The organism is Kocuria sp. cx-455 (genome assembly GCF_057707085.1).
Map to the genome: position 1 here is coordinate 23,902 of NZ_JBYIPM010000001.1, position 15,410 is coordinate 39,311.

A 15,410-nucleotide genomic window follows, 5' to 3' on the forward strand; every position below is an offset into this window, starting at 1 on the left:
CACGGGGGGCAGCGCAGCGCTGGTTACTCGCCGCGGTCGAAGGCCTGCTGCACCAAGGTCTCCAGTTCCTTCGCGTGACGCTTGGCGGAACCGTTGGCCGGTGAGGCGGAAGCCGGGCGCGAGGCCAGAGTGATCCGGCGGTCCACCTGAGGAAGCAGGTTCACGGCCATGAACGGCCACGCACCCTGGTTGGCCGGCTCGTCCTGGGCCCACATGACGCGAGCCTCGGGGTAGCGTGCCAGTTCCTTCTTGATCTCGTTCTCGGGAAGCGGGTAGAGCTGCTCGACACGAATGATCGCGGTGGAGTGGTCCCCGGACTCCTCGCGCTGTGCGGCGAGGTCATAGTAGAGGCGACCGGAGACAAGGATCACGTCCGTGACCTTGGAATCGTCCAGGTGGGCGACATCCGGGATGACCTGCTGGAACGTGCCCTGCGTGAAGTCCTCGATGGGGGAGGCGGCGGCCTTGAGACGCAGCAACTGCTTGGGCGTGGCCACGATAAGCGGGCGCCGCGGGCGCGAGTAGGCCTGACGGCGCAGCAGGTGGAAGTGGTTGGCCGGGGTGGACGGATTGACCACGGTCATGTTCCGTTCTGCGCACAGGGTCAGGAACCGCTCAATACGCGCCGAGGAGTGGTCCGGGCCCTGGCCTTCGAAGCCGTGGGGAAGGAGCAGGACCAGCGAGGAACGCTGACCCCACTTCTGCTCGGCCGAGGAAATGAACTCGTCCACGATGATCTGCGCGCCGTTGGTGAAGTCACCGAACTGCGCCTCCCACACGGTCAAGGCCTCGGGGCGTTCCACGGAGTAGCCGTATTCGAAACCCAGCACGCCGTACTCGGACAGCAGCGAGTTGTAGATGGACAGCTTGGCCTGATCCCCGGAGAGGTTGTTCAACGGTTCCCACTCGGAGCCGTTCTCAGCATCGAAGAACACGGCGTGACGCTGCGTGAAGGTACCGCGGCGCACGTCCTGACCGGAGAACCGGACCGGCACGCCCTCCATGAGCAGCGAACCGAAGGCCATGATCTCGCCCATGCCCCAGTCCACTCCACCCTTCTGGGTCATCTCGTTGCGGCGTTCCAACAGCTTCTGCAACTTGCGGTGGGTGGTGAAACCCTCCGGGGTGTCCACGTGAGCCTCGCCGATGCGGCGGGCGACCTCTTGGGTGATGGCCGTGGACTTGGGGATCGAGACTCCCGAGTCCGCCTGCTGGGCGGAGGGGCGTTCGATGTTGGCGATTGCGGCGGCGTCGCCGGTGACCAGCGGAACCGTGGAGGTCTGGGCCTCGTGGGACTCCGCGAAGACCCGCTCCAGACGCTCCTGGTAGTCCTTGAGCGCGCGGTCGGCTTCTTCCTGGGTGATGTCACCGCGGCCCACGAGGTTCTCGGTGTAGATCTTGCGGGTCGAGCGCTTGCCGTCGATCAGGGAGTACATCAGCGGCTGTGTCATCGAGGGGTCATCGCCCTCGTTGTGGCCGCGGCGGCGATAGCAGACCAGGTCGATCACAACGTCCTTGTGGAATCGCTGGCGGTACTCGAAAGCCAACTGACCCACGCGGGTCACGGCCTCGGGGTCGTCCGCGTTCACGTGGAAGATCGGGGCCTGGATGGTGCGTGCTACGTCCGTGCAGTAGGTGGAGGTGCGCGCGCCGGTCGGGGAGGTGGTGAAACCGATCTGGTTGTTGACCACCACATGGATGGTGCCGCCCACGTGGTAACCCTCCAACCCGGACATCTGCATGACCTCGTACACGATGCCCTGCCCGGCCATGGCGGCGTCGCCGTGAACCTGGACGGCCAGCACGGGGAACGTACCGTCCCCCTCGGGCCCGGCACCCAGGACGTCCGTCTTGGCGCGGGCGATGCCCTCGATCACGGGATCCGCGGCTTCCAGGTGGGACGGGTTGGCGGCCAGGTAGACCTGCGTCTCGTTGCCGTTGTCCGAGGTGAAGACACCCTCCGTGCCCAGGTGGTACTTCACGTCACCGGAGCCCTCGATGGAGCGGGGGTCCTGGCTGCCCTCGAACTCCCGGAAGACCTGCGCGTAGGACTTACCGGCAATGTTGGTGAGCACGTTCAGGCGCCCGCGGTGGGCCATGGCGATGCCCACGCCGGCCAAGGACTCGTCAGCTGCGTCGGAAATGATCGCGTCCAGCAGCGGGATCAGGGACTCGCCACCCTCCAACGAGAAGCGCTTCTGACCCACGTACTTGGTTTGCAAGAAGGTCTCGAAAGCCTCGGCTGCGTTGAGACGACCCAGGATGCGGAACTGTTCCTCGCGGGCGGGCTTTTGGTAATCGTGCTCGAGCTTGTCCTGGAACCACTCGCGTTCTTCCGGGTTCTGCAGGTGCATGTATTCGATGCCCACGGTGCGGCAGTACGCATCACGGAGCCGCCCGAGGATCACGCGCAGGGTCAGCAGGTCCTGGCCGCCGAAACCGCCGGTGGGCCACTCACGCTCCAGGTCCCACAGGGACAGTCCGTAGCTGCGGATGTCCAGGTCCGGGTGCTTGCGCATCACGTACTCGAGCGGGTTGGTGTCGGCCATGAGGTGACCGCGCACGCGGTACGCGTGGATCAGCTGCTGGATGCGGGCGACCTTGTTGATCTGGGTTTCGGGGTTGACCTGGTTGTCCACGGCCCAGCGAACGGGCTCGTAGGGGATGCGCAGGGCCTCGAAAATGTGATCGTAGAAGTCGTCCCCGCCCAGCAGGTAGTGCTCCACGAGCTTCAGGAATTCACCGGAACCGGCGCCCTGGATCACGCGGTGATCGTAGGTGGAAGTCAGGGTGATGATCTTGGAGACGCCCATGCGCGCGGTGGTGCGCGGGGAGGCGCCCTTGTACTCGGCGGGGTAGTCCAGTGCGCCCACGCCCACGATGCAGGCCTGGCCCTTGGACAGTCGCGGCACGGAGTGCACCGTGCCGATCCCACCCGGGTTGGTCAGGGACACCGTGGTGCCCTGGTAGTCCTCCATGGTCAATTCTCCGGAACGGCCACGCTTGACCACGTCTTCGTACGCGGTCCAGAACTGCATGAAGGTCATGTCCTCGGCGCCCTTGATGTTGGGCACCACCAGATTGCGCGAACCGTCCTTGTTGGGGATGTCGATCGCGATGCCGAAGTTCACGTGGGCCGGCTGGATCGCGGCGGGCTTGCCGTCCACTTCGCCATAGATCACGTTCTGCGACGGGTAATTGGCCAGCGCGCGGATCACGGCGTAGCCGATCAGGTGAGTGAAGGACACCTTGCCGCCGCGGTTGCGCGCCAGGTGACTGTTGATCACCAAACGGTTGTCGATCAGCAGCTTGGCGGGCACCGCGCGCACGGTGGTGGCGGTCGGTACGGTGAGGGAGGCGTCCATGTTCGCCGCCACGGCCTTGGCCGGGCCGCGCAGCTTGGTGACCTTGTCCTCCGCCTCGGTCTTGGCTTCCTGTTCCTTGGCCTTCGTCCTGGCGTCGACCTCGGGCTGGGCGCGGATGGGTCGCTTGGTGGCCGAGCCCTCGCCGCCGTTGGACTCCTGATCCACGCCCTCGGGCCGGCCCTTGGCCTTGGAGCCTCCGGTGGTCGACGACGGCGCCGCGGCGCGCTTGGGTGCGCCGGCGGTGGACTTGGTTGCCGGGGCGGAATTCTTCTGGGTCACCTTGGGCTTGTTCTCCTGAGTGGCTGCCGAGGGGGCCGCCTTGGACGGGGCAGGGGCTGGCTTTTTGGCGGCATTGTCGGAGCTCGCGGAAGACTGCGAGGAGTATGCGGTATCGGCATCAGAGCCCTTGCTCATTTCCTCGAAAATGGGCCACCACTTGTTGTCCACGGAGTTCTTGTCGTCCTGGTACTTCTCGAACAGCTCGTCAACGAGCCATTCATTACCGGCGAATTCTTCGGGGATCAGGTGGTGCGGCTGCTCTGGCACGGGAGATACGCCTCTTCCATATGACGGTGTGCTCCGGTGGTTGCTCGGTAGACCACCACCGGTCGGTGGTGCCAGCGGCATGTGTCTCCGCGGGCGGACGTGGTGACCTTATTCTCATAAGGCCGTACTAAGCCAACAGTCTAATGAGGCGGACACCGCCTGGCCAGTCCATCCTGACCGTTCGGTAGGTCTCGTCGTGCGTTCATCAGGGACCCCTGACGGGCTGCCTGACGGGCCCGTAGTATGGGCTCTCGTGCGATTCCTCACGACTCCCAGTACCGACCTCACCTACAACGATGTTTTCCTGGTGCCGTCCATCTCCCGGGTGACGTCCCGCTTCGATGTGGACCTGTCTCCGGGTGACGGCACCGGCTCCACCATTCCATTGGTGGCGGCCAATATGACGGCGGTGACCGGTCGGCGCATGGTCGAAACCATGGCGCGCCGCGGCGGCCTGGGCATCCTGCCGCAGGACATCCCGCTGGACGTCATTGCCGAGGTGACCGCGTGGGTCAAGAGCCGCTCACCCCAGTACGAGACCCCGGTGACCTTGCACGAGACGGACACGGTTCATGACGCGCTCGGGGTCATGCACAAGCGCCCTCACGGGGCCGTGCTTGTCACGGATGAGAAGGGCAACTACCGCGGCCTGGTGCTCGCCGCCGATTGCCAGGACGTGGACCGCTTCACCCAGTTGACGGACGTCATGCGTACGGACGGGCCGGTGTTCCAGGTCGAGGACTTCGCCGGCCAGGATCACGACGCCGCGATGCGCTCCGCCTATGCGAAGCTGGCGGGCTCGCGGCTCAGTGTCGCGCCCGTTCTGCGGGGGCGGGCCATCGAGGGCGTCCTCACTCAGAAGGGCGCGGTGCGCTCCACGATCTACCAACCCGCCCTCGGTCCGCAGGGCCGTTTGCAGGTGGGCGCCGCAGTGGGGATCAACGGCGAGGTGGCCGCGAAGGCCGCCGCGCTGCTCGACACCGGCATCGACGTGCTCGTGGTCGATACCGCCCACGGCCACCAGATCAAGGCCATGCAGGCGGTCGAGGTTGTGCGCGCCCTGGACCCGCAGGTCCCCGTCGTGGCCGGAAACGTGGTCTCCGCCGACGGCGTGCGCGACCTCATCGGCGCCGGCGCGGACATCGTCAAAGTGGGTGTGGGCCCCGGGGCCATGTGCACCACCCGCATGATGACCGCCGTGGGTCGACCCCAGTTCTCCGCCGTGGTCGAATGCGCGGACGCCGCGGCCGATCTTGGAAAACACGTCTGGGCCGACGGTGGCATCAAGCACCCGCGGGACGTGGCCCTGGCGCTCGCCGCCGGGGCGCGTCAGGTCATGGTCGGGTCCTGGTTCGCCGGCACTCACGAGGGTCCCGGCGATCTCAACATCGATGCGAACGGTCGCGCTTACAAGGAGAGTTTCGGGATGGCATCCGCGCGGGCCGTGCGCCACCGCACCCGCGGGGAGGACGAGTTCGCCCGCGCCCGCAAGGCACTGTTCGAAGAAGGCATCTCCAACTCCAAGATGTACCTGGATCCGCAGCGTCCGGGAGTCGAGGACCTGATCGATCACATCACCTCCGGTGTGCGCAGCTCCATGACGTACGCGGGGGCCACCTCGCTCGCGCAGTTCAGCAACCGCGCCGTGGTGGGAATCCAGTCGCAGTCCGGTTATGACGAGGGCCGCCCGCGTTCGGAATCCTGGAGCTGACGAGCCCTTCCGGCGGCGGTTTCCGGTCCCGGTCTTATTGAGAATGATTAGTGATATGCTCTCCGCAGATCACATGCAATCCATTCTCAATAAGACCCGGTTTTGAGAATGACCCCGAGGAGATGATTTCGTGTCCATGTGCGTTCCCGGCCACACCGTTGTTCGTTCCGCCGTTGCCGTATCCGCGCTGAGTGCCCTGGTGCTCACCGGCTGTTCGGCCACTTCGGGGGATGCCCAGCAAGGCGACGCGGCGGCGTCGGACGGGGACAAAATCACGGTCGTGACCTCGACCAACGTCTACGCGGACCTGGTGGAACAGGTCGCCGGCGACCACGTGGACGTCACGCCCGTCATTGACTCCGCCGCGCAGGATCCCCACTCGTACGAGGCGTCTCCGCAGGACCGGCTGACCATTGAGAAGGCGGACGTGGTGATCCTCAACGGCGGTGGCTACGACGCGTTCATGGAGGACATGACCACGGATTCGCAGGCGGTCATCAACGCGGTGGACGTGTCCGAACTGGAGGGAAAAGAGCAAGCGGCCGAGGAACACGAGCACACGCACGATGAGGAAGGCCACGAAGGTCACAGCCACGCGCCCGGCGGATTCAACGAGCACGTCTGGTACGACCTGGACACAATGCAGACGTTGACCGACCGCATTGCCGAACAACTGGGGGAGATCGACACCAACAATTCCCAGGAGTTCACGGACAACGCGGCCTCGCTCACTGATCAGCTGTCCGGAATGAAGAGTGAGCTCGAATCGTTGAACGCCTCGGGTGGCTACGTGGCCACCGAGCCGATGCCCGGGTATCTCTTGCAGGACGCGGGACTCCACGATGACACTCCCGCGGAATTCACGACCGCCATCGACTCGGAATCGGACGTGGCCCCCGCCGTCCTGAAGGACACCACGGACCTGGTCACGAGCGGTCACATCGACCTGCTCGCGTTCAACCAGCAAACTTCCACGGGCCAGACCGAGAAGCTGCGCGAGGAGGCCGAGAACTCCGGGGTGAGCGTGGTGGAATTCTCCGAGACCCTTCCCGACGGCAAGACGTACCAACAATGGATGCAGGACAACATCGACCAGGTTTCCCAGGCTGTGAAGTAACGGCCCGGATGACCCTTCCCACCAAGGCGGCACCAACCATTCACACTCCAGCGGCCCAACCTGCCACACGCACCACCGCGAGCACCCCGCCCCGCACCCAGCCGGAACCGGGCCGGGCAGTGGTCGAACTCAAGAACGCGGAACTCGCGTTCGGCGAGCGCGTGCTGTGGCGCGACCTCAACCTGACCATTCGGGAAGGTGAGTACTTTGCCGTGCTCGGTTCCAACGGGACCGGTAAGACCAGTTTTCTCAAAGTGTTGCTCGGACTGCTCCCGCTGACGCGCGGAACGGTCTCCGTGACGGGGGAACGCCCCGGTGCGGCGTCGCGTCATGTGGGGTACGTCCCGCAGCAGCGCGGCTTCGCGCCGAGGACGCCGCTGCGCGCCCGTGACCTGGTGGCCCAGGGGATCGACGGGCACAAGTGGGGGATCAGAGTCCGCCGCCGCGCCGTCAACCACCGCGTGGACGAGCTGCTCGAGAAGGTCGGGGCCGGCGACTACGCCAATGCCCCGGTCGGGCTGCTTTCCGGTGGTGAACAACAGCGGTTGCGCATCGCCCAGGCCCTGGCCACCGACCCGGAGCTGCTGTTGTGCGACGAGGCCCTGCTGTCCCTGGATCTGAACCATCAATACATCGTGAGCGAGCTGGTCAATGCGCAGCGCGTGAAGACCGGTAGCGCAGTGGTGTTCGTGACCCACGACATCAACCCCATCATCGATCACGTGGATCGCATCCTGTACTTGGCCGGGGGCTCCTTCAAGATCGGCACCCCCGATGAGGTCATGCGTTCCGAGGTGCTGTCGGAGCTGTACGGCGCGGACATCGAGGTGTTGCGCAGCAATGGCCGGATCATCGTGACCGGTCGGCCCGACAACACCCACCACATCTCGTCCCAGGAAGGCCTCATCCCGTGATTACCGCAGCCGTCGACTGGGACTCGATCGTCAGTTCCGTGTTCGTCTTCGACAATTACGGTGAATTGCTGGCGCTGTTGAGCAATTCCCTGTGGGCCGGTGCCCTGCTCGGTCTGGTCGGTGGGCTGGTCGGCACGTTCGTGATGATGCGCGACCTGGCGTTCTCCGTCCACGGCATTGCGGAGCTGTCCTTCGCGGGTGCCGCCGCGGCCCTGCTGATCGGTGTGGATATCGTGACCGGTTCCCTGCTGGGCTCGGTTGTGGCCGCGCTGATCATTGGTTTCATGGGCCTGCGCGCCCGGGACAGCAACTCGTTCGTGGGCGTGCTCATGCCGTTCGGGCTGGGCCTGGGCATCCTGTTCCTCTCGCTCTACGAGGGCCGCTCGTCCAACAAGTTCTCCCTGCTGACCGGTCAAATCGTGTCCGTGTCCCCGGTTCAGCTGACGTCGATGATGGTGCTGTCCATCGTGGTGGTGGCCGGACTGGTGATCGTGTGGCGCCCGCTCACGTTTGCCAGCACCGACCCCGTGGTCGCCGAGGCCCGCGGGCTGCCCGTGCGGACCCTGTCGATCGTGTTCATGGTGCTGCTGGGCGTTTCCGTGGCCATGTCGGTCCAGATCGTGGGCGCCCTGCTGGTGCTCGCGCTGCTGATCACTCCCGCCGCCGCGGCCATGAACCTGACGGTGGCCCCGGCGCGGACCGTGGTGCTGTCGGTGGTCTTCGCCGAGCTGTCCATGGTCGGCGGCATTTTGCTGGCCCTGGGTGGCAACATCCCGATCAGCCCCTACGTGACCACCATTTCGTTTGCGATCTGGTTGCTGACCCGCGTGATCCGCGGAATCCGCGAGCGTGGTTCCTCGTACCGCCAGGGCGGCTCAGAAGAGCACCCGCACGGCGGCGGGCAGGATCCGCACGCGCACGGGCAGGGGTCCCAGGGGCTCCCCGTCCCCGTGGGCGACGTGCGGCGGTAACGTCTCCGCTCGGGTCCCGGAGCCCGACGCCGGGCGGGTCACCGTTTCGTGGGGCACCACGGTGACGGAGGTGACCGGTTCGAGAGCGATCTCGGCAAGGTTCTCGTGGGTCTGCAACAGCAGCCGCGGCAACAGGAACAAAAGGCGCAACGGGCGAGCGTCGGACACCGCGAACAACTCGGCCCGCCCGTCCCGGTGATCGGCGCGCGGCACGATCGTGAGGCCGCCGCCGTAGGAGGACGTGTTGGCCACCGACAGGAACGTGGCCCTGCGATCCACCACGCGCCGAGCGCCGTCGGGGGGTGTGTAGTCGATCGTGTAGTCACGTGAGGTGAGCCGCATGATTTCCCAGACGAGGGCCACGGCGTACTTGGCGGGCACCCGGATCGTGGTCCAGCGATTGGCGCGCGCGTTGACGCGGGCGTCCAGACCGAGACACACGGTGGTGGCGCACACGTGCGAGGTGCCGTCCGCGCAGTCCACGGCCAACAGATCCATGTGTTGAGCCGGAGTTTCCAGGCCGCGCAGCACGCGACCGGCCGCGCGTTCGGTATCCCGGGTGGGAATCCCGCAGAACCGGGCGAGGTCGTTGCCCGAACCCGCCGGGATGAGCCCGAATGCCACGTCCACGCCCTGTTGGCCCACTTCGTGCAGGACTTGAAGGACCAGATGGGCCATGCCGTCCCCGCCCACCGCGACCACGGCGGCCACGTGCAGGGCTCGAGATCGCACGGTGTCGGTCAGGGCCTCGGAGAGCTCGCCCGCCGATGGTGCGTCCAGGAACACGGCGTGGTAGCCGCCAGCGTGGAAGATTCCGCGGGCGCGGTCGCAGGCGTCTCGGGCCAGCGGGGAATCCCCGTTGCGCACCAGAAGGATGTCGCGGGGACGCGGGGTCGCCACCGTCAGCGTGACTCGCGCGCGCAGTTGCCGCAGATACCGGTGATTTCCACCGTGTGGTCCACGTCCGTGAACCCGTGCTCCTCGGCGGTCTCACCCGCCCACCGCTCGACCGCGGGGGCCTCGAGCTCCACCGCGGCACCGCACGAGCGGCACACCAAGTGGTGGTGGTGATGTTCGGCCTCGCAGCGGCGGTAAATGGCCTCGCCCTCCGCATTGCGCAGCACGTCCACCTCCCCGGAGTCCGCCATGGACTGCAGAATCCGATAGGTGGTGGCCAGAGACACGGACTGCCCCTCGTCCTGGAGGCGCCGGTGCAAATTCTGGGTGGAAATGAAGTCCTCGAGGCTCCGCAGGGCCCCGGCAACGGCCCGACGCTGCTTGGTGTTACGCACCTCGGGTTGCCCGGTGGTTCTTGTGCTCACGCCCGTCCCTTCCCTGTGCAGACTTCTTCAACCATGCTAACGGTTCGCATCTGTGGGCTGTTCCCGGGCTAGGCTGGCGTCATGTTGCTGACCAAGTTCACACACTCGTGCGTCCGGCTGGAGAAGGACGGCACATCGTTGGTGATCGACCCGGGAACCTTTTCCGAGGTCGAGGAGGCCCTGGCGGGCACCAACCTGGTGCTCATCACCCACGTGCACCCGGACCATTACGACGCCGAGAGATTGACCGCCGCGCTCGCGGACAACCCCCAACTGACCGTGTACGCACCGCGGCCCGTCGTCGACGAACTCGCCGAGGCTTCGGGGGACGCCACGGATCGTCTGCACACCGTCACCGCGGATTCCACGCTGTCGCTGGGCCCGTTCGAGGTCAAGACCTTCGGCGGCCAGCACGCCCTGATCCACCCGCTGATTCCCACGGTGGACAACGTGGGGTTCGTCGTTGACGACACCGTGTTCCACCCCGGCGATTCCTTCACCGTTCCACACGGGCTCACCGTGCCCACGGTGTTGGTTCCCCTGCACGCCCCCTGGTCCAAGATGTCCGAGGTCATCGATTTCATCATTGCGACCCGCGCCACCACCGTGTATCAGATCCACGACGCCCTGCTCTCGGACATCGGCTTTGGCGTGGTCGAGAAGCAGGTGGCCAGGTTCGCCGAGATGTACGGCACCGCATACCGCCACCTGCACCCCCGCGAGTCCGTGGAGGTCCGGTCCGCTCGACCGACCGAGCCGCCCGAGAAAACCAACTGAAAGGACATCACCGTGAGCTCCGTTTTCACCAAGATCATCGAGGGCGAACTGCCCGGCCGCTTCGTGTGGTCGGATGAGCAGTGCGCCGGATTCCTGTCCATTGCACCGCTGTCCCAGGGTCACGTCCTGGTGGTGCCTCGCGAGGAGATCGACGCCTGGTTGGACCTGCCCGACGAGCTGGCCACCCACTTGATGACCGTGTGCAAGACGATCGGCCAGGCCATTGACGAGGTCTTCTCACCCAGGCGCGTGGGACTGATGATCCAGGGCTTCGAGGTGCCGCACGCCCACCTGCATGTGTGGCCCACCAATACGATCGAGGAATTCGATTTCGCTCAGGTGGACCAGGACCCGGATCCCGAGGTCATGGACGAGACAGCCCGCTCGATCCGCGCCGCACTGGTCGCCGCGGGCCACGAGACCAAGGTGCCCCAGCGGTAGCCGCACCGGAACACGCCGTGAACCACGGGTCCCCGACACCGCACCGTGCCGGAGGCCCCGGAGCGGCTCCGGTCAGCGCTGGATGACATCGCGCAGCGCTTTCCGGACCCGCTTTTCCGACACCGTGCGCGCCGTACCGAGCTCCTGCGCGAACAGCGACACGCGCAGTTCTTCCAGATCCCACCGCACACGCGTGAGGGCTTCGGGCACGGGGGCGGTCGGGGGGACGGCCGCCCGGGCGCCCCTGTAATCCTGTTCAATGTCCTGAATCAGCACCATGTTCACGCTGTCGCGTTGAATGTGCCCGGAAAGCTTGTCGAGGCGCGCATTGATCGCTTTCACGTAACGCGGCAGATGCTGCAACGCGTGCCAGCCGGTCTCGGCCACGAACCCCGGATAAATCAACCGGTCGATCTGCTCGGACATGTCCTTGAACGCGGGCACCGCGGCCAGCGAGCCCGGCTTCCGGAGCCGTTTCCGCAGGGTGGTGGCCTCCGCGAGCGTCTCGGTGACCAGGGCGGTAACCGCAAAGACCGTGTCGATCAGTTCAGCGCGCACGTGCACGGCCAATGCGTCGAACTCCGCCCTGGTGAACGGCGGGTCCTCCGGCACCAGGCGATCGATGGCGGCCACGGTGCAGTCTCGGATGAGTGCGTCCACGGAGCCGTGCGGGTTCTGCGTGAAGATCAGCCGCTCCCGCTGGCTCAGATGCTCCACCACGTAGCGATGCACCGACGGCAGGGTGCGTTCCAACAACGCGATCACGCCGTGGCGCTGGGCCGAACGCTGTTCATCCTGCCGCGTTAGGATCCGCAGGTCCACGGTGGGCTCCCGCGGCGAGCCCTTCCCAGCCTGGGTGGCGTTGGGATTTTCGCGGCGGACCATGAGCGTGGGGTAACCGGTGATGGTCTGTCCTGCCACGTGGGTCTGCACCGAGCGGGGTGGGTCCTTTTCGGGCCAGGACGTCAGTCCCGTGCGTTCCAGGCTTTCCGCTGACGACGCCGCTGCGCCGCCACCCTTCGTCCCGCGCCCACCAGGTCCCCTCGCCCCCGGACGCGGTGCCCCGCGCTTGCCGGATTGCGGCGCGCCGGGGATGCCGCCCGCGGCATCGGCGGCATCGGCGAAGTCCGCGAGCCGGGAGGCGGCGCTGCCCAGCGACTCGGCCAGTGCGCGGCGAATCTGGGGTCGGAGCCGCTCCTTGAGCTCGGTGAGGTCCTCACCGGTGCCGAGGACCGTGTTCTGTGCGTCGCGCACCTCGAAGTTCATGCGCAGATGGGCCGGGAGCACGTCCGGCTGGAAGTCGGTGGCGTGCACCTGGTGACCGCGCAGCCGGCGCAGCACGGTGGCCAGGGATTCCAGCAGTGAGTCGGACTCGGAGGAGAACTCCGCCGACAGCACCTCCACCGCGGTGGCCGCCATGTCCGGGGCGGGCACGAAGTTGCGCCGCACCGCCTTGGGCAGCGATTTGATGAGTGCGGTGACCAGCTCGGTGCGCAGACCGGGGATGTGCCACTCGAATTGTTCGGGGGCCAGCCGGTCCAGGAACAGCACGGGAACACGCACGGTCACGCCGTCCGCGGTCTCGGAACCGGGGGCGAACTCGTAGTCGAGATCCAAGGACAGGACGCCGTCCGGTGAGGCCACGTTCCAGGTGCGCGGAAAGGCCTGGGTGTCGAGCTCGGCGACCTCCGGGGCGAGCAACGCGTCCGGGTCCAGGTCCAACAGGTGCTCGTTGCTGCCGCGAGTTTTCTTCCACCACGAGTCGAAGTGTCGCTGTGACACCACGTCCGCGGGAATGCGGGCGTCGTAAAAATCGAAGAGCACCTGGTCATCCACGCGCAGATCCTTGCGGCGCATGCGATTCTCAAGTTCTTCCACGCGTTCCAGCCGCTGCTGATTGCGTTTGTAGAAGCGGTGCCGGGTCTGCCAGTCGCCCTCGACCAGGGCATGGCGGATGAACAGCTCCCGCGAGAGCTGCGGGTCCACCCTGGAAAACTGCACGGGCCGCTCGGCCACCAGCGGCAGACCGTAAAGGGAGACCTTCTCGTAGGCCATCACGGCCCCGCGAGAACGGGACCAGTGCGGTTCGGAGTAGTTGCGTTTCACCAGTTCCGGGGCCAGCTCCTCGACCCATTCCGGGTTGATGCTCGCGTTGGTGCGGGCCCACAGTCGTGAGGTTTCCACGAGCTCGGCGGAGACCACCCAGTCCGGGGAGGTTTTGAACAGGTCGGAGCCGGGGAAGATGGCGAACTTGGTGCCGCGCGCGCCGCGGTAATCGCGGGTGCGTTCATCGCGCACACCGATATGGCTCAGCAGACCGGACAGCAGGCTCTGGTGAATGACATCCTGCTTGCCGGCCACGTCCAGCTCGCGCGACCTCCCCGGATCAATGCCCACGTCGCGTGCGATCTGACGCAGCTGCGCGTAGAGGTCCTGCCATTCCCGGATGCGCAGAAAGTTGAGGTACTCGCGTTTGCACAGTTTGCGGAACTGCGAGGACGAGAGTTCGTGCTGCTGGTCCTGGATGTACTGCCACAGCATGGCGTAGGACAGAAAGTCCGACGTCTTGTCCTTGAACCGCTTGTGGGACTCGTCCGCGGCCTGCCGGTGCTCGAGGGGCCGTTCGCGCGGATCCTGCACGGTCAGGGCCGCGGCGAGCACCATGACCTCGCGGGTGCAATCGCGACGCTCGGCCTCCACGATCATGCGACCCAGCCGCGGGTCCACCGGCAGGGCCGCCAGGACACGACCGGTCCGGGTGAGCGGCGAATTCTGCGTGCCGCGGCGGCGTCGTCCCCGGGACCGCTCGCGAGCGCCCGACGACGCCGCACGCTCGCCGGAGCGCAGGGCGCCCAGTTCGCGCAACAACACCACGCCGTCCTTGACGGCGCGGGAATCCGGCTTCTGCACGAACGGGAAATCGGAGATGTCCGTGGGCTCTCGGACCACGCCCACCGAAATCATTTGGAGGATGACCGCCGCCAGGTTGGTGCGCAGGATCTCGGGGTCGGTGAATTCGGGGCGGGAGTCGAAGTCCTCCTCGGAGTACAAGCGAATGCAGATGCCGTCCGAGACGCGGCCGCAGCGCCCGGCGCGCTGCCGCGCCGACGCCTGGGAAACCCGTTCGATCGGCAGTCGCTGCACCTTGGTGCGCGCGGAGTACCGCGAAATCCGGGCGGTGCCCGGATCGATCACGTACTTGATCCCGGGCACGGTCAGGGACGTCTCCGCCACGTTGGTCGCGAGCACGATCCGGCGTGTGGAAGACGGCGCGAACACCCGGTTCTGCTCGGCCATGGACAACCGACCGAACAACGGGAGCAGCTCGGCCCCGGCCAGCGAGCGGTGCCGGTCGAGGGTCTTGGCCAACGCGTCCTGGGCGTCACGGATCTCCCGCTCACCCGCGAAGAAGATGAGGATGTCACCGGGGGGTTCGGCGGCGAGTTCCACCACGGCATCGCACACGGCGTCAATGGGATCACGGTCCTCGTCCTCGAGGCCGTCGCCGGTGTCCGCCTCGTCATCACCGCCGTCTCCCGAGCGGGGCTGGGCCAGGGGACGGTAGCGGACCTCCACCGGATAAGTGCGCCCGGAGACCTCGATGATCGGTGCGGGTTCAGCCTCACCTCCGTCGGGGGCAGGCTGGGCGAAGTGTTGCGCGAACCGTTCGGGGTCGATGGTCGCGGACGTAATGATCAGCTTGAGGTCCGGGCGGCGGGGGAGCAGCCGCTTCAAGTACCCCAGCAGGAAGTCGATGTTGAGGGAGCGCTCGTGGGCCTCGTCGATGATGATCGCGTTGTAGCGGCGCAGCATGGGATCGTGGCTGATCTCGGCCAGCAGAATGCCGTCCGTCATGAGCTTGACCTTGGAGTCCTTGCCCACCTCGGATGTGAACCGCACCTGGTAGCCGACCGTCCGCCCGACCTGCTCGCCCAGCTCATGGGCAATGCGTTCGGCCACCGAGCGCGCGGCGATGCGGCGCGGCTGGGTATGGCCGATCAGCCCGTTCTCGCCCAGACCCAGTTCCAGGCACATCTTGGGTATCTGGGTGGTCTTGCCGGAGCCCGTCTCACCGGCGACGACCACCACCTGGTGATCACGAATGGCAGCGCTGATGTCGTCACGGCGCGCGCTGACCGGAAGGTTCTGGGGGTACACGATGCGGGGCGTGGTGCTGGACTCAGTCATGTCAACGCCCCAGTCTACGGGCCCCGGACGGCACTCGGCTCACCGCGTCCGAGCCCGT

10 protein-coding genes are annotated in these 15,410 nt (G+C 66.4%); 6 read left to right on the plus strand and 4 right to left on the minus strand.

Annotated elements, in window-relative coordinates:
- Positions 1 to 23: 23 nt before the first annotated feature.
- Complete coding sequence (locus tag AC3ENJ_RS00110) at positions 24 to 3,911, minus strand: multifunctional oxoglutarate decarboxylase/oxoglutarate dehydrogenase thiamine pyrophosphate-binding subunit/dihydrolipoyllysine-residue succinyltransferase subunit (RefSeq protein WP_431812673.1); 3,888 nt, start codon at positions 3,909 to 3,911, stop codon at positions 24 to 26.
- A gap of 253 nt (positions 3,912 to 4,164) precedes the next feature.
- Here AC3ENJ_RS00110 and AC3ENJ_RS00115 point away from each other — a divergent pair, with 253 nt between their 5' ends.
- From AC3ENJ_RS00115 to AC3ENJ_RS00130, 4 genes are all read left to right on the plus strand, one after another.
- Entirely contained in the window at positions 4,165 to 5,622 is a 1,458-nt protein-coding gene (locus AC3ENJ_RS00115) for a GuaB1 family IMP dehydrogenase-related protein (protein ID WP_190780103.1), read from the plus strand.
- A 136-nt stretch (positions 5,623 to 5,758) separates the two neighbouring features.
- Positions 5,759 to 6,739: a metal ABC transporter solute-binding protein, Zn/Mn family gene (locus tag AC3ENJ_RS00120; protein ID WP_190807317.1), complete on the plus strand. Its 981-nt coding sequence runs from the start codon at positions 5,759 to 5,761 to the stop codon at positions 6,737 to 6,739.
- 8 nt (positions 6,740 to 6,747) lie between these two features.
- Positions 6,748 to 7,653: a metal ABC transporter ATP-binding protein gene (locus tag AC3ENJ_RS00125; RefSeq protein WP_431812674.1), complete on the plus strand. Its 906-nt coding sequence runs from the start codon at positions 6,748 to 6,750 to the stop codon at positions 7,651 to 7,653.
- A complete protein-coding gene (locus AC3ENJ_RS00130) occupies positions 7,650 to 8,624 on the plus strand; it encodes a metal ABC transporter permease (protein WP_431812675.1) in 975 nt (324 codons plus the stop codon). Before AC3ENJ_RS00125 ends, AC3ENJ_RS00130 begins: the two co-directional genes overlap by 4 nt.
- Here AC3ENJ_RS00130 and AC3ENJ_RS00135 read toward each other — a convergent pair.
- Complete coding sequence (locus AC3ENJ_RS00135; RefSeq protein ID WP_431812676.1) at positions 8,529 to 9,524, minus strand: diacylglycerol/lipid kinase family protein; 996 nt, start codon at positions 9,522 to 9,524, stop codon at positions 8,529 to 8,531. The genes AC3ENJ_RS00130 and AC3ENJ_RS00135 overlap by 96 nt on opposite strands.
- A 2-nt stretch (positions 9,525 to 9,526) precedes the next feature.
- Positions 9,527 to 9,946 carry a Fur family transcriptional regulator gene (locus AC3ENJ_RS00140; protein ID WP_190780107.1) on the minus strand — a complete coding sequence of 140 codons (420 nt, stop codon included), beginning with the start codon at positions 9,944 to 9,946 and terminating at the stop codon, positions 9,527 to 9,529.
- 81 nt (positions 9,947 to 10,027) lie between these two features.
- Between AC3ENJ_RS00140 and AC3ENJ_RS00145 the strand changes: the two genes are divergently transcribed.
- Both AC3ENJ_RS00145 and AC3ENJ_RS00150 read left to right on the plus strand, forming a co-directional pair.
- On the plus strand, positions 10,028 to 10,723 hold the full coding sequence (locus AC3ENJ_RS00145) for an MBL fold metallo-hydrolase (protein WP_431812677.1): 696 nt from the start codon (positions 10,028 to 10,030) through the stop codon (positions 10,721 to 10,723).
- Positions 10,724 to 10,735: 12 nt separating this feature from the next.
- Complete coding sequence (locus AC3ENJ_RS00150; protein ID WP_431812678.1) at positions 10,736 to 11,164, plus strand: HIT family protein; 429 nt, start codon at positions 10,736 to 10,738, stop codon at positions 11,162 to 11,164.
- A gap of 72 nt (positions 11,165 to 11,236) precedes the next feature.
- Here the strand turns inward: AC3ENJ_RS00150 and hrpA are convergent, their stop codons facing one another.
- Positions 11,237 to 15,352, minus strand: coding sequence for an ATP-dependent RNA helicase HrpA (hrpA, locus tag AC3ENJ_RS00155; RefSeq protein ID WP_431812679.1), 4,116 nt, complete (start codon positions 15,350 to 15,352; stop codon positions 11,237 to 11,239).
- Positions 15,353 to 15,410: the final 58 nt, after the last annotated feature.